The organism is Croceicoccus sp. YJ47 (genome assembly GCF_016745095.1).
In the GTDB taxonomy this organism is placed as follows: Bacteria; Pseudomonadota; Alphaproteobacteria; order Sphingomonadales; family Sphingomonadaceae; genus Croceicoccus.
This window is the reverse complement of sequence record NZ_CP067087.1, coordinates 1,709,982-1,729,150: the sequence shown is the minus strand read 5'-3', so window position 1 is coordinate 1,729,150 and position 19,169 is coordinate 1,709,982. Positions and strand designations below refer to the sequence as shown.

The 19,169-nt window shown below is 67.4% G+C and carries 17 protein-coding genes; 9 read left to right on the top strand and 8 right to left on the bottom strand.

Annotation, left to right across the window (positions count from 1 at the left end):
• Window positions 1-8: 8 nt before the first annotated feature.
• Entirely contained in the window at window positions 9-2,471 is a 2,463-nt protein-coding gene (locus JD971_RS08465; RefSeq protein ID WP_236672005.1) for a molybdopterin cofactor-binding domain-containing protein, read from the bottom strand.
• Window positions 2,449-3,474 carry an Mrp/NBP35 family ATP-binding protein gene (locus JD971_RS08460; RefSeq protein ID WP_202082580.1) on the bottom strand — a complete coding sequence of 342 codons (1,026 nt, stop codon included), beginning with the start codon at window positions 3,472-3,474 and terminating at the stop codon, window positions 2,449-2,451. The genes JD971_RS08465 and JD971_RS08460 overlap by 23 nt, the downstream gene beginning before the upstream one ends.
• A 142-nt stretch (window positions 3,475-3,616) precedes the next feature.
• Between JD971_RS08460 and hflK the strand changes: the two genes are divergently transcribed.
• From hflK to JD971_RS08445, 3 genes are all read left to right on the top strand, one after another.
• Complete coding sequence (gene hflK / locus JD971_RS08455) at window positions 3,617-4,795, top strand: protease modulator HflK (RefSeq protein ID WP_202082578.1); 1,179 nt, start codon at window positions 3,617-3,619, stop codon at window positions 4,793-4,795.
• Window positions 4,795-5,640, top strand: coding sequence for a protease modulator HflC (hflC, locus tag JD971_RS08450; RefSeq protein WP_202082576.1), 846 nt, complete (start codon window positions 4,795-4,797; stop codon window positions 5,638-5,640). The genes hflK and hflC overlap by 1 nt, the downstream gene beginning before the upstream one ends.
• A 121-nt stretch (window positions 5,641-5,761) precedes the next feature.
• A complete protein-coding gene (locus tag JD971_RS08445; protein WP_236672004.1) occupies window positions 5,762-7,300 on the top strand; it encodes a Do family serine endopeptidase in 1,539 nt (512 codons plus the stop codon).
• A gap of 80 nt (window positions 7,301-7,380) precedes the next feature.
• Here JD971_RS08445 and JD971_RS08440 read toward each other — a convergent pair whose 3' ends face one another.
• From JD971_RS08440 to JD971_RS08420, 5 genes are all read right to left on the bottom strand, one after another.
• Window positions 7,381-9,666: a transglycosylase domain-containing protein gene (locus JD971_RS08440; RefSeq protein WP_202082572.1), complete on the bottom strand. Its 2,286-nt coding sequence runs from the start codon at window positions 9,664-9,666 to the stop codon at window positions 7,381-7,383.
• A 132-nt stretch (window positions 9,667-9,798) separates the two neighbouring features.
• A complete protein-coding gene (msrB, locus tag JD971_RS08435) occupies window positions 9,799-10,200 on the bottom strand; it encodes a peptide-methionine (R)-S-oxide reductase MsrB (RefSeq protein WP_202082570.1) in 402 nt (133 codons plus the stop codon).
• 10 nt (window positions 10,201-10,210) lie between these two features.
• Entirely contained in the window at window positions 10,211-10,693 is a 483-nt protein-coding gene (locus JD971_RS08430) for an NfeD family protein (protein ID WP_202082568.1), read from the bottom strand.
• Window positions 10,693-11,709 (bottom strand): SPFH domain-containing protein, encoded by a 1,017-nt coding sequence (locus JD971_RS08425; protein ID WP_202082554.1) that lies wholly within the window; start codon window positions 11,707-11,709, stop codon window positions 10,693-10,695. Before JD971_RS08425 ends, JD971_RS08430 begins: the two co-directional genes overlap by 1 nt.
• A gap of 56 nt (window positions 11,710-11,765) precedes the next feature.
• Window positions 11,766-12,416, bottom strand: coding sequence for a hypothetical protein (locus JD971_RS08420; protein ID WP_202082552.1), 651 nt, complete (start codon window positions 12,414-12,416; stop codon window positions 11,766-11,768).
• Between the two features lie 108 nt (window positions 12,417-12,524).
• On the opposite strand from JD971_RS08420, the gene JD971_RS08415 reads away from it, so the two are divergent.
• Entirely contained in the window at window positions 12,525-14,039 is a 1,515-nt protein-coding gene (locus JD971_RS08415) for a sensor histidine kinase (RefSeq protein WP_202082550.1), read from the top strand.
• A gap of 4 nt (window positions 14,040-14,043) precedes the next feature.
• On the opposite strand, the gene JD971_RS08410 is transcribed toward JD971_RS08415, so the two are convergent.
• The gene (locus JD971_RS08410) at window positions 14,044-15,552 is read right to left on the bottom strand and encodes a YifB family Mg chelatase-like AAA ATPase (RefSeq protein WP_202082548.1); all 1,509 of its coding nucleotides are present in this window, start codon (window positions 15,550-15,552) and stop codon (window positions 14,044-14,046) included.
• Window positions 15,553-15,767: 215 nt separating this feature from the next.
• Between JD971_RS08410 and rpmH the strand changes: the two genes are divergently transcribed.
• From rpmH to yihA, 5 genes are all read left to right on the top strand, one after another.
• A complete protein-coding gene (rpmH, locus tag JD971_RS08405; protein WP_202087482.1) occupies window positions 15,768-15,902 on the top strand; it encodes a 50S ribosomal protein L34 in 135 nt (44 codons plus the stop codon).
• Window positions 15,903-15,911: 9 nt separating this feature from the next.
• A complete protein-coding gene (gene rnpA / locus JD971_RS08400; RefSeq protein WP_202082546.1) occupies window positions 15,912-16,358 on the top strand; it encodes a ribonuclease P protein component in 447 nt (148 codons plus the stop codon).
• Window positions 16,355-16,564: a membrane protein insertion efficiency factor YidD gene (gene yidD / locus JD971_RS08395; RefSeq protein WP_202082543.1), complete on the top strand. Its 210-nt coding sequence runs from the start codon at window positions 16,355-16,357 to the stop codon at window positions 16,562-16,564. Before rnpA ends, yidD begins: the two co-directional genes overlap by 4 nt.
• 100 nt (window positions 16,565-16,664) lie before the next feature.
• Window positions 16,665-18,434 (top strand): membrane protein insertase YidC, encoded by a 1,770-nt coding sequence (gene yidC / locus JD971_RS08390; RefSeq protein ID WP_202082541.1) that lies wholly within the window; start codon window positions 16,665-16,667, stop codon window positions 18,432-18,434.
• The gene (gene yihA / locus JD971_RS08385; protein WP_202082539.1) at window positions 18,431-19,099 is read left to right on the top strand and encodes a ribosome biogenesis GTP-binding protein YihA/YsxC; all 669 of its coding nucleotides are present in this window, start codon (window positions 18,431-18,433) and stop codon (window positions 19,097-19,099) included. The genes yidC and yihA overlap by 4 nt, the downstream gene beginning before the upstream one ends.
• The last annotated feature ends 70 nt before the right edge of the window (window positions 19,100-19,169 follow it).

Here is a 19,169-nt window from a genome sequence, read left to right as displayed (position 1 = left end):
GGTATCGGTCATGTGATGCTTTCATTCGAAAGGGCGGGATCGGCGCCAGAATCTTCGGGTGGGTCAACCGGCGGGGGGCCATCGCCCGGCTCTGCCGCGCCGGCATCGGTGGGGGCTGCCATCGGCGGCGGCGGCACCAGCGGTTCGGCAACCATCGGCAGGCGGCGGAACCGTTCACCCGTCGCGGCGTGCAGCGCATTGGCGATGGCGGGCGCAATGACCACGGTGCCCAGTTCGCCGGGATCGAAAGGCGGGAAATCGTTGCGGGCAAAGCCCACGGTAATCTCCGGCGCGCGCGACAATGGCGGCAGGTTCAGTGCGCCCATCGTCTCCTCCCGCGGCAATCCGCGCGCGTAGCTGGCGCGGGAGCTGAGCGCGAGGCCCATGCCATACAGCAATCCGCCCTCGATCTGTTGCAGCGCGAGTTCGAGATCGACGACGCGCCCGATGTCGCAGAAGGCCGCGATGCTGGCGACCTCGACGCCCATCGGGCCACGCCGGGCGCGAACGATGGCGGCAATCCGCCCGCCGCCATCGGCCCGGCCCGCAGGGTCGCGCATGTGCCAGCAGGCAATCCCCTGCCCCGATCCGGCGACGCCGCCGTCCCATTCGCCGATCTGCGCCGCGCCTTGAAGGCATTCGGCCAGCCGCACGTCCCCGCCCAGCATCGCCACGCGGTAGGACAACGGCTCCGCCCCCGCGGCGCCCGCCATCTCGTCCATGAAACTCTCGGTGATGAAACAGCATGCCGCATCGCCATTGCCGCGGATCCGCCCGACCGGAAGGCCGACCGCGGCGGGCACCGCCTCCACCCGCATGGCGGGAATGCGATAGGGCGGGGCCGCACCGAACAGCGCCGGCGGATCGACCGCGTCGTCGTTCGCCGCCATCGCCGCACCGGGTGCCATGCGCGCGAACAGCCGGTCGTGCATCTGCCGCGCCGGTGCCGGGGTGGCGATGCGCGACTGCCACGCCGCGATCAGCCCGTTGCGCCCCGGCACGGCGCGGACCTGCGCCGCGACCGGCGCGCGCGGCATTTCGGTCAGCATCTCCTGCCATCGCGAATAGCTCAGCTGTACCGGTCGCCCGGCCGCCCGCGCGATCAGCGCCGCCTCCCGCGCGATGCGAATGTCGAGCCGCGCATCGAAGCTCCCGCCCGCACCCACCGGATAGACGACGACATCGCGCGCCCCCATGCCGAGCGCGCCCGCCGCCGCGCGCCGCGCCTGCTCCGGCGCCTGCGACGCGATCCAAAGCTCCAGCCTGCCATCGGCGAGCCGCGCCGTCGCGCTCGCGGTTTCGAGGGTGCCGTGCCATGCCGGCGCAATGTCGTAGCGCGCCGCGATCGCGTCGGGCCGGTCGAGCAAAGGCACCGGATCGCCGGTTTCATGGACCGCGACCGCCTCACCCCTGGTCAGCGCGGTCTGCAACGCTGCCTCGATGCGAATATCCTCGGACAACTCCGCAGTCGGGGCAAAGCGGGGGGCGAGCGCCTTCACTGCCTTTTCCGCCGCCCACGTGCTGCGCGCCAGAGCGGCGATCCATTCGTCGTGGACCACCCGCCCTTCATATCCGGTGATGCGCCGCGCCGCCTCATGATCGAAACCCGTCAACCGCGCACCCGGCAATGGCCCGTGCGCGATGGCAGCAAACAGCATGCCGGGCAGGCGTATGTCCGCGGCAAAGGGAAAGCTGCCATCGACCTTGGACGGCGCGTCGAGCCGGGGGTAGCTTTCCTGCGGTCCGGTAAAGACCGGCGCGGCCGTCTCGCTCGCCGGGGTGGGGTTGAGTAGCGGGGGATCGGGCGCCTCGAACCCGGCGGCGTCATCGACCAGATCGGCGAAACGCACGCGCTTGTCGCCGTGGATGATGAAGCCGCCCTCGGCCCGGCATTCCTCGAACGCGACGTCCCACCGCTCCGCCGCGGCCATCGACAGCACCGCACGCAGCCCCGCCGCCGCCTCGCGCAGCGGCGTTTCATACGCGGCAAGCGCCGTACCGTCCGCCGTCGCCATCAGCGTCTCACGCTGTGCATGGAGTTTCGCCAGCGTATCGCCGGGCGTGTCCGCGATCCTTGCGAACCATCCCGCCCAGAGCTGCGCCCAATGCGCGGCGAGCACCGGATCGGCATAGGTCGCGCTGATCGCGGCGGGCTCCACCGCGATCTGCCGCCAATCCGCGCCCAGCTCCTGTGCCGCGATCCGGGGCAGCAGCGTCGTCGCCCCCTGCCCCATTTCGAGCACGGGCACCGCGATCGACACCACGCCATCGCGCGACAGCTTGATCCAGCTGCCGAAGGCGCGCTGCCCCTCGGCAGGCGGGATCGGCACCGGGTAGTCGCGCGGGATGAACGTCCACGCCGCGATCAGCCCGCCGCCCGCCGCCGCCCCGATGAGCAGGCCGCGCCGCGTCACGCGCACACGGCGCCCGCCGGAGCGCGATGCGGGATCAGGCTTTGGCGGTGTCGGCATCGGCGTCCACGCTGTCGGCAAAGGCCATGACCTGCCCGGCGAGGTCGGCGAACAGGTCCGAAATCTCGCCCGACCCTGCGGCGGGCGGCGTGCCCGCGTCGCTTTCCTCGCGCAGCGTCATGGTGAGCGGTATGCGCCCGAGGAAGCGGCGGCCGAGTTCGCGCGCCGCCGCCTCCGCCCCGCCGGCGCCGAACGGGTCGCTCACCTCCCCGCAATGGGGGCAGGCGAAACCGGCCATGTTCTCGACAATACCGATGGTGGGCACCGCCGCCTTGTCGAAGAACGCGATGGCGCGGCGTGCGTCCATCAAGGCGAGATCCTGCGGCGTGGACACGATCACCGCGCCAATGGGCTTGAACTTCTGGATCATGGTGAGCTGCACGTCGCCGGTGCCGGGGGGCAAGTCGATGACGAGATCGGTGACGTCGCCCCAATCCGCCTCGATCAGCTGCGCCAGCGCATTGCCCGCCATCGGCCCGCGCCATGCGATCGCCTGATCCGGCGTGGCGAGATGACCCATCGACAGCATCGGAATGTCGAGCACGCCGGTCACGGGGATGAGCTGCTTGTCCTTCGCCTGCGGCTTCTTGTCCTCGCTATGCATCAGGCGCGGCTGCGAAGGGCCGTAGATGTCCGCATCGACGAGGCCGACGCGGCGCCCGGCCCGCTTCATCGCCACGGCGAGATTGGCCGACACCGTGGATTTGCCGACGCCGCCCTTGCCCGAACCCACCGCGATGAGGCGCGGTTTCGGCTTTTCAGGGCCGCGCTCCGCCGTCATCGCAATGCGCAGCGGCGGCAGATCCATGCCCGCCAGCGCGGCGCGCATGCGATCTTCGAGCGAGGCGCGCGCGCCATCGTCCAGTCCGCCCACCTCGACGACCAGCGTCACGGCATTTTCGGTCAGGCGCACGCCTTCGACACGGTCGCCGGCCACCGGCGCGAGTGCGGCACGGATGGCGGCCTCGCGCCCCTGGTCAGCGCCTTGTTGGGCGTCATTCATGGTGTTTCCTTTACGATCATTCGCACCGGTTCGCATTTAACAGCGCAAAAAGCCACCGACAGCCCCTGTTTTTGCGCCTCTCAATAGCTATAAGGACATCATGGATAAAACGGGCGGGTCCCTGAAGGACAGGATTTTGGCAATGGCCGGGCGCAACCCCTGGGGGGGATCGTCGGGCGACGACGATTCGGATCGCGGCCCGGGCGGCGATCCGGACACCATGCCGACGGGCGATGGCAGCAAGCCGAAAAACCCCTGGCTGCCGGGCGGCGACCCCACGGGGCCAGGCGGCCCGGACGGTCGTGCGCCAGGTCGCAAGGCGTCGAATATCGAGGATATCTTCCGCGCCCGCCAACGGCGCGGCGGCGGCGGTGGCGGCGGTTCGCCGCAGTTTCCCCGCGCGCCGGGCGGCAGGAGCTGGACCCCCTACATCATCGTGGCGGTGGTACTCCTGTGGCTGTTCCTGAGTTCGGTTCACCAGATCAACGCCAAGGAACAGGGCATCGTCACCACGGCGGGCAAATATACCCGCACGCTGAACCCCGGCCTGCACCTTACCCTGCCATGGCCGATTCAAAGCGTGTCGGACATGGACGTCACCTCGATCCGGCGGGACAATATCCCCGACGGGACGGAGGAGAAGCTGATGCTGACCGGCGATCAGAATCTGGTCGACCTGTCCTATCTCGTGCGCTGGAACATCAAGGATCTGAAGCTCTACAGCTTCCAGCTCGCCGAACCCGATGAAACCGTGCGCGAGGTGGCCGAGGCCGCGATGCGCGCCAGCGTCGCCGAGGTGAAGCTCGACGATGCGCTGTCGGGTGCGGGCCGCGCACAGATCGAACAGGCCGTGCGCGCCCGAATGCAGCAATTGCTCGACGCCTATCGTTCGGGCGTCGCGGTGCAGGGTGTCGAGATCAAGAAGGCCGATCCGCCGACCCGCGTGATCGACGCGTTCAAGGAAGTGCTCGCCGCGCAGCAGGACGCGCAGTCCGACATCAACCGCGCCCGCGCCTGGGCCGAGCAGGTCACCGCCCGCGCCGAAGGCGAGGCCGAGGCCTTCAACCAGGTGTATAGCGAATACCGCCTCGCGCCCGAGGTCACGCGCCGCCGGATGTATTACGAAACCATGGAACGCGTGTTGAGCCAGACCCCGAAGACCATCGTGGAGGCCGACGGCGTCGTGCCCTACCTCCCCCTCCCCGAAGTGAGCCGCAGGCGCAGCGGCGGCGATGCCGCGCCGAACGCCGCCACGCCGGGTGCCTCCGCCCCGTCGCGGGGACCGGCCGCCAATGGCAACAATGCCGCGGGAGGCCAGTGATGGAACACATCTGGAACCGGTACAAGGCGCTCATCATCGCGGTGATCGTGCTCGCGCTGATTGCCGCCGCGTCGATCGTGGTGGTGCCCGAGACGCAGCAGGCCGTGATCATCCGCAATGGTAAGCCCGAACGGGTCGCGAACCGTTTCCGCCCCAATCTCGACTATGGTCAGACGGGCGCGGGCATCGTGTTCCGCATTCCGCTCATCGAACGGGTGGTGATGGTCGACAAGCGCGTGCTCGACGTCGACATGCAGCGCCAGGAAGTCCTGAGCCGGGATCAGCGCAGGCTCGAGGTCGATGCCTATGCCCGGTTCCGCATCATCGATCCCACGCTCATGGTGGAAACCGCCGGCAGCACCGAGCGCGTCGCCGAACAATTGCAGCCGATCCTGAACTCGGTCCTGCGCCAAAGGCTCGGCACGCGCAGTTTCCAGGCGCTGCTGACCGCCGAACGCGGCGAAGCGATGGAGGAGATCCAGCAAGGGCTCGACCGGCAGGCGCGCGAATATGGCGCGCAGGTGATCGACGTGCAGATCAAGCGCGCCGATCTTCCGCCGGGCCGTCCGCTCGAAACCGCGTTCACCCGGATGGAATCCGCGCGTAAGCAGGAATCCGACACGATCCGCGCACAGGGTCAGAAAGCGGCGCAGATCATCCGCGCCGGCGCCGAGGCCGAAGCGGCCAGCACCTATGCCGACAGCTTCAACCAGGATCCGGAATTCTACGATTTCTACCGCGCGATGCAGAGTTACGATGCGGTGTTTGCCGGCGACAATGAAAACAGTTCGATCATCCTGTCGCCCAACAACGAATATCTGCGGCAGTTTCGCGGCGGCCGCTGACGTTGAAATCGGGCCATTCAATGGCCATTCATGGGATGCGGTGTGAAATCACGCCCGACCGGGGATGGGACTACCGGACCTCACAGGTCCGGTGCAACAGAAACGAACGAGGATAGAACCTTTGCGCTACGCCTATTCGCTTACCACCGCGCTGCTGCTGGGCGGCGCCGCGGTTTCCCTCGCCACCGGCTATCCCGCCGGGGCGCAGATCGCGCAGAACGACGACGCCACGATGAGCCGGGTCGTCCCGCGCAGCGGTGCGCCCGCAAGCTTTGCCGATCTTACCGAACAGCTCGCCCCCGCGGTCGTGAACATCTCCACCCGTCAGCGGGTCGAGGTGCAGGAACAGAACCCGTTTGCCGGCACCCCCTTCGAAGGGATGTTCGGCCGGCGCGGCGGCGGCGGGGCACAGCCGCAGACGCGCGAGGCGCAATCGCTGGGTTCGGGCTTCATCATCTCGGAAGACGGCTATGTCGTGACGAACAATCACGTCGTCACCGCACAGGGCCGCGCCACGATCGAGGAAATCACCGTCACCCTGCCCGACGGGCGGGAATATGAGGCGGAGCTGGTCGGCGCGGATCCCGAATCCGACCTCGCCGTGCTCAAGGTCAATCGCGACGATCCGTTCCCCTTCGTCAATTTCGGCGATTCGCGCCAGGCCCGCGTCGGCGACTGGGTCATTGCCATCGGCAACCCGTTCGGCCTGGGCGGTACGGTCACGTCGGGCATCATCTCGTCCGTGTATCGCGCGACGGGCGGCGGCGGCGCCTATGACCGGTATCTGCAGACCGACGCGGCCATCAACCGGGGCAATTCCGGCGGGCCGATGTTCGACATGCAGGGCAATGTGATCGGCATCAACAACGCCATCTTCTCCCCCACCGGGGGCAGCGTCGGCATCGGCTTTGCAATTCCCGCCGAAACCGCCGCGCCCATCGTGCGCCAGCTCATCAGCGGCGAGGAGATCGAACGCGGCTATCTCGGCATCCAGATTCAGGCCGTCGACGACGATCTTGCCTCCTCGCTCGGCATTCGCCGCAACCGGGGCGAATTCGTGCAATCGGTGGTGCCCGGCGGCGCCGAGGCCGTAGCGGGCCTGCGCGCAGGCGACGTTGTGATCGAAATCAACGGCAAGGAAATAACGCCCGAACAGACCCTGTCCTTCGTGGTGTCGAATATCGAGCCGGGCACGCGCGTGCCTATCATCGCGATCCGCAATGGCGAGCGCGTGCGCCTGACCGCCCAGATCGCACAGCGCCCCACTGCCGAGGAGCTGGCGCAGCAGAACCAGTTCATGGCGCCGGAGGAAAACGGCGACAGCCTGGACCAGAGTGAGCCGAGCGGCGAGGATTCCTCCATCGGCGAGGCGCTCGGCCTGTCGACCACGCCTCTCACGCCGCAGATCGCGCGTCAGCTCGGCGTGTCCGACGACACCGGCGGGCTTGTCGTCGCAGGGGTCGCGCGCTCGTCCGACGCCGCGGCAAAGGGTCTTCGCCGCGGGGACATCATCCTCAGCGCCAATTACCGTTCGGTCAGCAGCAATGCCGATCTGGAGGCGGTGATCCGCATGGCACAGGACGAAGGCCGCGAGGCCGTTCTGGTGCGGGTGCAGCGCCGCGGACAGCAGGCGGTCTATATCCCGCTCCGCATTCGCTAAACCACCGTCCGCCTATAAAGAAAGGGCCGCTTCCCCATCGGGAGGCGGCCCTTTTTTCATGCATGGCCCTTGGCGGGTGATCAGGGCGACTGCGGCGCAATCGGGGTCCGGGTCGGGACAGGGGTGGGCGTCGGCAAGGGACGGGCCCGCGGCGGGGCGGCGGCAGTGCCGGACGACGCCCCGCCCTGCGTCCCCGATGCACCGCCATCGCCGCGTCCGGTCGCCCGGTTCAGGAAATCCTCATTCGCGGCGGGCGGCGGCGGCGGGGTGGACGGCAAGCGATCCCCTTCGTCCCGGTTCCGGCCGCGATACTCGTCGCGCGGGCGCACGACGCGCGGCTCATCCGGCTCGCTCCCGCGATACCGGTAATCCTCGTCATATTCGTCGCCGTAACCCTGCCCGTAACCCTGATCATAACGGCCCCAGCCATCGCCGCGCACGGGGTCGACCGGATTGCCGTCCTCGTCCATGAAATAATAATCGTCGGGATTGCCGAACCACGTCTCGTCATCGGGTTCGAGCTGCCATTCGGGAAGCTGCAATTCGGTCTGGAACTGTTCGACCGGACGTTTCGCAACGGCGCGCCGCATGAAATCGGCAAAGGCGCGGGCCGGCGCGGCGCCGCCCTGCAACCCGCTCACCGCCTTTGCATCGTCGCGGCCCATCCACACGCCGGTGGTGATCCCGCTCGAAAAGCCGAGGAACCAGCCATCCTTGTTCGAGCTTGTCGTGCCGGTCTTGCCCGCGACGGGTAGGCCGATCTGCGCCGCGCGGCCGGTGCCCGTGCTCACCGCGGTCTGCAACAGATCGGTCATCGCCGCCGCGACATAGGGCGCGACGAGCATCTGTTCGCGTTCCGGCTGACGGCGATAGAGGAGCGATCCATCGGCCCCCGTCACCTTCGTAATGCCATAGGGGGTGACCGAACGCCCCTGCGCCGACACGGCGGCAAAAGCGCGGGTCATGTCGATCAGCCGCGTTTCCGACGCGCCCAGCACCATTGACGGAAACGTCGAAATCGGCGTGGTGATGCCGAACCGCCGTGCCATGCTGGCGACCGTGCCGAAGCCGACCTCCTCGCCCAGTTGCGCCGCGACGGTGTTCTTCGAATAGGCGAAGGCGCTGCGCAGGTCGATCTGTCCGGCATAGCGGCCGCCGGAATTGCGCGGGCTCCACCCCTCGATCGTGACGGGCTTGTCGACCACCGCGGAATCGGGGGTGTAGCCGGCCTCCAGCGCGGCGAGATAGACGAACAGCTTCCACGCGGAGCCGGGCTGCCGCACCGCCTGCGTCGCGCGGTTATAGTTCGATTTGACGTAATCCGCACCGCCGACCAGCGCGAGCACGGCGCCGTCGCGGTCCATGCTGACCAATGCGCCCTGCGCGCCCGAGGGGGCGTTGTTGCGGATCGCGGCGGTGGCGGCGTCCTGCAATCCGGGGTCGAGCGTGGTCCACACCTCGATCGGCTCGAACGTATTGGGGAGCAGCATGTCGAGCTGCGGCAGCGCCCAGTCGGTGAAATAGCGGACCGAATTCTGTCCGTGGTCCTTTTTCAGTCGGACCGTTTCGGGGTCGACATTGCGCGCCTCATACGGGCTGATGACGCCTTCCTGCGCCATGAGGCGGAGCACGATGCTCGCCCGCGAAACGGCGGCCTCGGCATCGGCGGTGGGGGAATATTGCGACGGCGCCTTGACCAAGCCTGCGATGATCGCGGCTTCCGGCGTGGACAGCTCGGTCGCAGGATGGCTGAAGAACAGCCGGCTCGCCGAATCGATGCCATAGGCGCCGCCGCCGAAATACACCTTGTTGAGGTAGAGTTCGAGAATCTCCTCCTTGGTGAATTTCTGCTCCAGCGCGAGGGCGAGGATCGCCTCGCGCGCCTTGCGCTCGAACGTGCGATTGTTGTTGAGGAAGATGTTGCGCGCGAGCTGCTGCGTGATGGTGGAGCCGCCCTGCCGCCAGCGCCCTTCGCGCGCGCGGACCCAGAGCGAGCGCAGCACGCCGACCGGATCGACCCCGTAGTGCGAGTAGAACCGCCGGTCCTCGACCGCGATCATCGCCCCCTTCATCACCTGCGGAATTTCGCGGGAATTGAGCCATTCGCCATAGCTGGGGCCGAGCTGGACGATCTCCGTCCCGTCGCGCGCCCGCACGACGATCATCTGCCCATGCTCGCTCGCGCGCAGGGCGGCGTAGCTCGGCAGGGACCGCGCGGTAAACGCCACGGCAAGGAACAGGCCCACCGCGGCCAGAACCACGAGCGCGGTCCCCCAGCCCAGCACCCGGCCAAGCCAGCGCCGTTTCCGCTTTTCGGGTTTGCGCGGCCGGCGCGGAGTGGGTCGCCGCCTGCTGTCGTTCGCCATTCTGATCCGTCAATCTGCCGCGGGAAGGCCCCGCTTCGCGCCTGTGTCTAGCGACAGATGCACAGGCGTGCCACAACCTTCGATGAACGCAAGGCAGGAAGCGGGCGACGGGCGAAACGGGGTGCGCCGCGCTCAATCGTCCTTCGGTTCGAAGTCCAGGCTCGCGCTGTTCATGCAATAGCGCAGGCCGGTCGGGTTCGGCCCGTCGGGAAACACGTGGCCCAGATGCCCTTCGCACGTGGCGCAGCGCGCCTCGGTCCGGACCATGCCGTGCGAGGTATCGGTCTTTTCCTCGACCGCACTCTCGTCCAGCGGGGCGTAGAAGCTGGGCCAGCCGGAACCGCTGTCATATTTGGTGTCGGACGGGAACAAGGGCGTGCCGCAGCCCGCGCATTTGTAGATGCCGGGTTCCTTCTTGGCATTATATTCACCGGTAAAGGCCCGCTCGGTCCCGCCTTCGCGCAGGACGTGATATTCCTCTGGCGTGAGCCGGTCACGCCATTCCGCGTCGGAGAGGTTCATCTTGTCGGCCATCGTCAATTCCTTACGGCATGATTTCGCTGTTGCTGCCGATATGGGGAGCCTTCGGCGGTCCGACAACAAGCGTGGTGCCATCGTGCCCGATGACGGTAAGCCGCGTGCCCACCGGCGCATCGGGACCGCGTGCGGACCATTCGCTGTCCCCGTGGCGCACGCGCCCCTCGCCGCTTTCGATCGGTTGCGTGACGATGACGCCCTGGCCGATCAACCGCCCGCCGCGATCGTTCATCAACGGATCGGACGATTCGATGGGATAGGAATTGAGCCAGTTCTTCGCCGCCGCCACCGAGAATACGGAAAACACCGCAAAGCTGAGCAGCTGTATCTCGATCCCCACCGCCGTCACCGCCGCGATCAGCGCGGTGGCCAGCGCGGCGGCGGCCATCCAGATCAGGAAATAGCCCGGCACGATCAGTTCCGCCGTCGCCAGCACGATGCCGATCACGACCCATGCCCATTCCCCATCGAGTTCGCCGAGCCAGTCCATTACGCGCGATCGTCCCGGGTGGCGGGAACGGTGGGCCGCGGCGGGAACGGCGTGCCATTGTCGGAAGGCGCGGGCTGGGCGCGCGGCGCATCCGCCTTGGCCGCGCCGGCGGGCGGGGTCACCGCATCGCGCACCAGCTCGCCGATCCCGCCGAGCGAGCCGATGAGCTGCGTCGCCTCGACCGGGAACAGGATCGTCTTCGCATTGGGCGAGCGGGCGAATTCCTCCACCGCCGACACATATTTCTGCGCCACGAAATAGTTCAGCGCCTGCGTCCCCGACGACGCGATGGCATCGGACACGACCTGTGTCGCGCGGGCCTCGGCCTCGGCCTCGCGTTCGCGCGCCTCGGCATCGCGGAATGCGGATTCGCGGCGCCCCTCGGCATCCAGGATGCGGGCCTGCTTCTCCCCCTCCGCGCGCAGGATTTCTGCGGCCCGGCTTCCTTCTGCATCGAGGATCTGCGCGCGTTTCAGCCGCTCGGCCTTCATCTGCCGGGCCATGGCGTCGGAAATATCCTTGGGCGGGCGGATGTCCATGATCTCGACCCGCGTCACCTTCAGCCCCCAGGGCGAGGTCGCATGATCCACGACCGACAGCAGCCGGGCATTGATCTCGTCCCGCTTCGACAAGGTTTCATCGAGGTCCATCGACCCCATGACCGTGCGCAGATTGGTGGTGGTGAGCGCCTGTATCGCATTGTGCAGGCCGGAGATTTCATAGGCCGCCTTGCCCGCGTCGAGCACCTGGAAAAACACCACCGCATCGACGCCGACCATGGCGTTGTCCTTGGTGATGATCTCCTGCCCCGGAATGTCGAGCACCTGCTCCATCATGTTGATCTTCTGACCGACGCGATCGACGAACGGCACGATCACATGGAGGCCGGGATGCGCAGGCTTGGTAAACCGGCCCAGCCGCTCGATCGTGTAGACATAGCCCTGCCGGACCACGCGCACGCTGGAAAACAGGATGACGATCGCCAGCACGACGATCAGGATGAGAGCGATATACATGGCGGTTCCCGGTCCTCGCGCATCCCCTTCGATACGCGTTCGCCATCATGCGCGCTTCAATCCGGTTTGACCAGTTCCAAACCGGGCGCAGCGCCGCCCCCGTCGCAATCCGCGGGGAGCGAACCCGCACGGCCGTTCAACATGCCCTCACGCGCGGCGGCGATGGCGCGCTCGGCGGTTTCGGCCCCTTCGTCCCGGCGCAGCGTTTCGCCCAGCCGGGCCGCACGCGCGCGCAAACGTTCCGCCTCCGCGCCCGTCGTTGCGGCGGCGGCGATCTGCAACGATGCGACGCACCGGGCGCGGCTCGCGGTTTGCACAGGCGGCACCTCGGCATCGAGCAGCGCATTGCACGCCGGGGCCAGTTGCGGCAATTGGTAGGCCACCTGCCCCGCCGCATCGCGCATGGCGGCGGCGACATCGGCGCGGCTCCATCCCGCGGCGGTCAGGCGCGCGCCGGTGCGCACCATATATTCGCGCCCCCGCTCGCCGATTCCAGCATAGCCGGGCACGGGTTCGCCGCGCGCATCCGCCCCCGACGCCAGCGCAAACGCCGCGGCACAGCGCAAGGCCGCGCGGTCCTCCGCCACGGGCACGGCCACAGCGTCCGTATCCTGCGCCAGCGGAGCCGTGATGGCGGGGACGAGGAACGCGGCGCCGACCGCCATTCCGATCGCCTTTCGTGCAGAAAACTTGATACGAAGCAGCATGGCTATGCTATGGACCTGCCCCGTGGATAGCGTCAATTGCCTTGATAACCGCCGCGTCGGCTCCCGTGCCCATGCCGCCCGCCCACCATGTTACGATCGCCTTGCATCATGAGTTATACCGCAGACCCCTCCCGCGACGACGCGACCTCCGATACCGCCGACACGGCGCAGACCCCGCCGCCCGCACGGGACCGCGCGGCACGCAAGCGCCGGCGTGCGCTCGACGATTATCGCGTGCTCGACACCGCGGCCGAGGATGCGTTCGACGAGATCGTCTTTATCGCGTCACAGCTTTGCGACGCGCCGGTCGCCCTCATCAGCCTGGTCGAGGCGGACCGGCAGTGGTTCAAGGCACGCATCGGGTTCGAGGCGTGCGAAACCCCGATCAGCCAGTCGGTCTGCCGCCATGGCATGGACAGCGACCGGATGCTCATCATCGAGGATCTGACGAAGGATGCGCGCACCGCGCAAAACCCGCTCGTCCTGCATGATCCGCAGATCCGTTTCTATGCCGGCGCGCCGCTCATCACGCCCGACGGGACGATCATCGGCATGCTCTGCGTGATCGACACCGCGCCCCGCCCCGGCGGATTGACCCGCGAACAGCAACGCATGATGACGGGCCTCGCGAAACAGGTCGTCACCAGCCTGGAACTCCGGCGCGAGGTCGCCGATGCCGAGCGCGAAACCGCGATCATGCGCCGCACGGTGGAGCGCATGCGCCTTGCCGAGGAAGCCGGCCATGTCGGCGCCTTCGAAGTGGATCTGACAACCGGAATCGCCGAAACGACGCGCGAATTTCGCCGAATCTACGGCCTCGACGATGTGAGCGCGGTCGACGTGGCGATGCTGTCGGCGATGCAGCTTGGCGATGCGATGCCATTCGATGCGGTGGACGATGCCGACGATCTGCGCGTTTCGGAATATGAGATCGAGCAACCGGGCGGCGCGCGCCGATGGGTGCAAAGACGCGCGGAACTGGCGCCGGGCAAGAAGGGCGAGCCCGACCGGCTTTACGGCGTGATCACCGATGTCACGGAACAGCGCGCGATCAATCAGGAAATGTCCCACCGGCTGAAGAATTCGCTGGCGCTGGTGCAGGCGATCGCGAGCCATACGCTGCGCGGCGTGGCGGATGCGGAACCGGTGATGGAATTCAACCGGCGCATCGCCGCATTGTCGTCGGCGCACGACATATTGTTGAGCCGGACGCATGCGGCAGGCTCGCTCCGCGCGGTGGTGGAGGCGGTGCTGTCGCGGCTCGGCATGGAGGAGCGGATCGTGTGGTCGGGGGCGGATTTCAACCTTGCCTCGCGCCCCACGCTGCTGCTCTCCATCCTCGTGCACGAGCTGGCGACGAATGCGATGAAATATGGCGCGTTGTCCGTCGAAGGGGGCCGCGCCGAAATCGCGAGCCATGTCGAGGATCACGCCGATGAGCCGCAGCTCGTCATCGTCTGGCGCGAAATCGGCGGTCCGCCCGCCACCGAACCGGAGAAAAAGGGGCTGGGCATGCGGCTCGTGCAGAGCGGGCTCGACCCCGCCGGAAGCGCGAAGGTCGATTTCGGCGAGGAGGGCATGACCGTCCGCTTTACCGCGCCCGTCGCGCGCGTCGCGGGATAAGCGTTTACGCGCGCGGCGCCTGCCGGCGGTAGGACAGCGCCTCGGCCACGTGCACCCGCCCGATGTCGCGCGCGCCGGCAAGATCGGCAATGGTGCGCGCGACGCGCAGGATCCGGGTATAGCCGCGCGCCGAAAGACGCATCGCATAGGCCGCCTTGAACAGCAATTCGCGGCCCGCCTCGTCCGGCGTGGCGAACCGGTCCAGCGCCTCGCCATTGAGTTGTGCATTGGTGCGCGCGCCGGTCTGTGCCAGGCGTTCGGCCTGTATCCGGCGGGCTGCGGCGACGCGCGCGGCGACCTCTGCGCTGCCCTCCGCCGCGGGCGGCAGCGCCAGATCGCGCGCGGAGACCGGGTCGACCTCGATATGCAGATCGATCCGGTCGAGCAGCGGTCCCGAAATCTTGCCCTGATAATCGGCGGCGCATTTCGGCGCGCGCGAACAGGCCAGTGCTGGATCGCCCAGATGCCCGCAGCGGCATGGGTTCATCGCCGCCACAAGCTGTACGTCGGCGGGAAAGGTCACGTGGCCATTGGCGCGCGCAACGCTGACCTCGCCGGTTTCCAGCGGCTGTCGCAGCGAATCGAGCACCGCGCGCTGAAACTCCGGCAATTCGTCGAGAAACAGCACGCCGAGATGGGCGAGGCTGATCTCGCCCGGCTTCACCTTGTGCCCGCCGCCGGTGAGCGCGGCCATCGAGGCGGAATGGTGCGGGGTCCGGAACGGGCGGGCGCGGCGGATACGGCCATCCTCCAGCATGCCGGCGACCGATTGCACCATCGAGCTTTCGAGCGCCTCTGTCGAGGTCATCGGCGGCAATATGCCGGGCAGGCAGCTCGCAAGGAGCGATTTTCCCGCGCCCGGCGGCCCGATCATCAACAGGTTATGCCCGCCCGCCGCCGCAATTTCGAGCGCGCGTTTTGCCGTTTCCTGCCCCTTTACCTGCCGCATGTCGGGACCGGGCACCGGCTCCTCCACCATGCCGGGGGCGGGCACCGGCAATTGCTGCGTGCCTTTCAGATGGTTGAGCAGGCTGACCAGATCGGGCGCGGCGACGACCGATGCGCCGCCCGCCCATTGCGCCTCGGCGCCCTGCACGGCGGGGCAGATGAGCGCCTTGCCCGCCTGCGCCGCGTGGATCGCGGCGAGCAGCACGCCGGGCGAGCCGACGATCCGCCCGTCGAGCGCGAGTTCGCCGACGGCGACATAGTCGGACAATTGCTCGGCATCGGCCACCTCCATCGCAGCCAGGAGCGCGAGCGCAACCGGCAAATCGAAATGCGAGCCTTCCTTCGGCAGGTCGGCGGGCGACATGTTGATCGTGATCCGCTTGGCCGGAAGCGCCAGCCCCATCGCGGCCAGCGCGGCGCGCACGCGTTCGCGGCTTTCGCCCACCGCCTTGTCGGCGAGGCCCACGATATTGAACGCGGGCAATCCGGCGGCAAGCTGGCACTGCACCTCGACCCGGCGCGCGTCGAGCCCGAGATAGGCAACCGTAGATACCAGTGCGACCATATCGCTTCGTGCCCTTTTTCGCGCCGTCCCCCGGGCTTGTGACGCGCATCCCTGCCAATGTCGAGAGCGGCCTCGCCCTTGCTTCGCGCTTGACTCCGCGCCGCGCGGACCGTAACGGCAGCCCATCACGCGGTCGCCATTGTCTGGCGGCCCTGTTTATTCGTGCCGGTTTCGCGCCATTGCATCCCGGCCAACCAGAGATACAGGATTTCGCCATGAAGCGCACTTTTCAGCCGAGCAATCTCGTGCGTCAGCGTCGCCACGGTTTCCGCAGCCGCATGGCCACCCCCGGTGGCCGCAAGGTTCTGCGTGCCCGCCGCGCCCGCGGCCGCAAGAAGCTGTCGGCCTAAACCACTCTTATGCCGAATCGCCCGTCCGGATTGTCCCGGCGGGCCGACTATCTGGCCGCCAACCGGGGCGTGCGTGTCGCGCGGCCCGGTTTTGTGCTGCTTGCGCGGCCCAACGGGCTCGACCCGCAAACCATGCGCTATGGCATTACCGTCACGAAGAAGATCGGCAATGCCGTGGTGCGCAACCGGATGAAGCGCCGGTTTCGTGAATTGCTCTGGGCGATCCTGCCCGAATGCGGGCTGGCCGGGCACGATCATGTCCTGATCGGGCGCGACGGCGGGGTCGAACGGGATTTCGAGACGCTTGCCGGTGAATTGCGCGCCGCGCTGAAACGTGCGCGCGATGGCAAGGGCGATCCCCCGCGGGGGCGCAATCCACGCGGCAATGCGCGCGGACGCCGCAAACCTGCGACCAGCGGGCGGCACGGCGATGCACCGAAGGACGCGGGCCGATGAAATACCTGCTCATTGCCATTGCCCGGCTGTGGCAGATCGGCCCGTCGGCAATCCTGCCGCCGTCGTGCCGGTTCACGCCGTCCTGTTCCGAATATGCGATACAGGCGCTTCGCCGGCATGGCGCGATTAAGGGTGGCTGGCTGGCGGGCAAGCGGCTATTGCGCTGCCATCCGTGGGGCGGATGCGGCCACGATCCCGTGCCATGAGGCATGCGGACACCGGCAGGGCGGCCCCGCCACGACCGACGACGACAGGCGCAGACGGCCCGGCCGGTCCGCCTTTGCCATTGCGAATTAGGGAATTGACGTGAACGAGCAGCGCAACCTCCTCCTGGCCGTGGTGCTAGTCGCCGCGCTGCTGTTCGGCTGGGATGCCGCGACAGGCTATTTCTATCCGCAGCCGCGCGGCGAGGTGATCGAGAATGCCGAACCCGGCGATGCCCCGGTCAAGCGCACGCGCGAAGGCGGGCTGACCAATCCCGTCGCCATTGCCGAGGAGCAACGCGACCTCGCCACCGAACTGACGCAGGCGGACCGCATCCGCATCGACGGGCCGGAAATCGCCGGCTCGATCAATCCCGTCGGCGCGAAGATCGACGACGTCACGCTGAAAACCCATCGGCAGACCATCGAGAAGGACAGCGGCCCCGTTCGCCTGTTCTCCCCCGCCGGCACGCCCGCGCAATATTATGCGCAATTCGGCTTTCTGGGCGAAGGGGTGCCGACCCCCGGCCCCGATACGGTGTGGCAGGCCGATGGCGAGGTTCTCACCGCCGACAATCCCGTCACGCTGCGCTGGAACAACGGGCAGGGGCAGGTTTTCCAGATCCGCTTCGCCATCGACGATCATTACATGATCACCGCGACGCAGACGGTCGCCAACACCGGCGGCGGGTCGGTCGCGGTGCAGCCCTATGGCTTCATCAATCGCACGTCGACGACGGCGAGCACCGATACCTGGACCGTGCATTCCGGCCCCATTGGCGCGTTCGATGGGTCGGTCGCGTTCGACAATGATTACGACGATATCGACGAGGACCGGTTGATCGAGCCTGCGGGCCGGGCCGACTGGATCGGGTTCACCGACATTTACTGGCTGTCCTCGCTCGTGCCCGACGATGGCGCGCAGGCGGAGGCGGCGTTTCGCGCGCTGGGCGGCGAGAGCTATCGCGCCGACGTGATCTACGACCCCGTCACCGTGTCCGGCGGGCGGCAGTATTCCACCACCACCCGGCTGTTCGCGGGCGCGAAGGAAAGCAATGTGCTCGACGCTTACGAGGCGCAGGGCATTGCCAATTTCGGCCTCGCGATCGACTGGGGCTGGTTCCGCTGGTTCGAGAAACCGATTTTCTGGCTGCTGAAGCAATTGTTCGCGCTGGTCGGGAATTTCGGCGTGGCGATCATCCTGCTGACGCTGCTCGTGCGGCTGGTGATGTTCCCCGTCGCGCAGAAGCAGTTCAAGTCCATGGCCGCGATGAAGGCGTTGCAGCCCAAGATGAAGGCGCTGCAGGAACGCTATAAAGAGGACAAGCCCAAGCTGCAGCAGGAGATGATGGAGCTGTACAAGCGGGAGAAGGTCAATCCGCTCGCCGGCTGTCTCCCGATGTTCCTGCAGATTCCGGTGTTCTTTGCGCTGTACAAGGTGCTGATGCTGGCGATCGAGATGCGGCATCAGCCGTTTGCGCTGTGGATTCGCGACCTGTCCGCGCCCGATCCGGCGACGATCCTCAACCTGTTCGGCCTGCTCGATTTTCAGCCGCCGGGCTTCCTCGCCATCGGCGTGCTCGCGCTCCTGCTCGGCTTCTCCATGTGGCTGCAGTTCCGGTTGAACCCGGCGCAGATGGACCCGCAGCAGCAGCAGATCTTCATGTTCATGCCGTGGATCCTGATGTTCGTGATGGCGCCGTTCGCGGCCGGCTTGCTGATCTACTGGATCACGTCCAACACGCTCACCATCGCGCAGCAGAAATGGCTCTATTCCCGCCATCCGCAGCTTCAGGCGCAGGCGGAGGAAGCCAAATCGCCCGCCGCGCAGGTGGTCGAAAACGGTGCGTCCAAGCGAAAGCCGAAAAAATGAGCAATGCCACCGGTCCCGACGCCGAAGGGCTCCGCCTCGCCGAGATGGAAGAGCGCGCGCGGCGGCTTTTCGCAGGGCCGGTCGAATTCGTGAAATCGGCGCCCGCGCTGCATTTCCTGCCCGAACCGACGGTGCCGGAGATCGCCTTTGCCGGACGCTCGAACGTGGGCAAATCCTCGCTGCTGAACGCGCTCACCGGGCGCAAGGCGATCGCGCGCACCTCGGTCACGCCGGGCCGGACGCAGGAGCTCAACTATTTCGACGTGGGCGATCCCGCCGTCTTGCGGCTGGTCGACATGCCGGGATACGGTTTCGCCAAGGCGCCGCCGTCCGTGGTCAAGAAATGGCGGTTCCTGGTGAACGATTTCCTGCGCGGACGCGTGGTGCTCAAACGCACCTTGCTGCTGATCGATGCGCGCCACGGGATCAAGCCGGTGGACGCCGACATCATGGAAATGCTCGACGCGGCGGCGGTGTCCTATCGCATCTGCCTGACCAAGGCGGACAAGATCAAGGCGAGCGAGCTTGCCGCCGTTGCCGACCGCACCCGTGCGGAAATCCGCAAGCGTCCCGCCGCCCATCCCGAAATTTCGATCACCAGCGCGGAAAAGGGCATGGGCATTGCCGCCCTGCGCGGTTTCGTCCTCGACAGCGCCGAAGGCTGAACCGCAGAGCGCGAGGCCACTCTCGACTTGCCCGCCGCCAGCCGTTACCTCCGCCCCTGCAAACAGCGGG

Coding starts and splice junctions, on each gene's coding strand:
- JD971_RS08465 (WP_236672005.1), bottom strand. CDS start 2,471: ATGCCGACACCGCCAAAGCCTGATCCCGCATCGCGCTCCGGCGGGCGC.
- JD971_RS08460 (WP_202082580.1), bottom strand. CDS start 3,474: ATGAATGACGCCCAACAAGGCGCTGACCAGGGGCGCGAGGCCGCCATC.
- hflK (WP_202082578.1), top strand. CDS start 3,617: ATGGCCGGGCGCAACCCCTGGGGGGGATCGTCGGGCGACGACGATTCG.
- hflC (WP_202082576.1), top strand. CDS start 4,795: ATGGAACACATCTGGAACCGGTACAAGGCGCTCATCATCGCGGTGATC.
- JD971_RS08440 (WP_202082572.1), bottom strand. CDS start 9,666: ATGGCGAACGACAGCAGGCGGCGACCCACTCCGCGCCGGCCGCGCAAA.
- msrB (WP_202082570.1), bottom strand. CDS start 10,200: ATGGCCGACAAGATGAACCTCTCCGACGCGGAATGGCGTGACCGGCTC.
- JD971_RS08430 (WP_202082568.1), bottom strand. CDS start 10,693: ATGGACTGGCTCGGCGAACTCGATGGGGAATGGGCATGGGTCGTGATC.
- JD971_RS08425 (WP_202082554.1), bottom strand. CDS start 11,709: ATGTATATCGCTCTCATCCTGATCGTCGTGCTGGCGATCGTCATCCTG.
- JD971_RS08420 (WP_202082552.1), bottom strand. CDS start 12,416: ATGCTGCTTCGTATCAAGTTTTCTGCACGAAAGGCGATCGGAATGGCG.
- JD971_RS08415 (WP_202082550.1), top strand. CDS start 12,525: ATGAGTTATACCGCAGACCCCTCCCGCGACGACGCGACCTCCGATACC.
- JD971_RS08410 (WP_202082548.1), bottom strand. CDS start 15,552: ATGGTCGCACTGGTATCTACGGTTGCCTATCTCGGGCTCGACGCGCGC.
- rpmH (WP_202087482.1), top strand. CDS start 15,768: ATGAAGCGCACTTTTCAGCCGAGCAATCTCGTGCGTCAGCGTCGCCAC.
- rnpA (WP_202082546.1), top strand. CDS start 15,912: ATGCCGAATCGCCCGTCCGGATTGTCCCGGCGGGCCGACTATCTGGCC.
- yidD (WP_202082543.1), top strand. CDS start 16,355: ATGAAATACCTGCTCATTGCCATTGCCCGGCTGTGGCAGATCGGCCCG.
- yihA (WP_202082539.1), top strand. CDS start 18,431: ATGAGCAATGCCACCGGTCCCGACGCCGAAGGGCTCCGCCTCGCCGAG.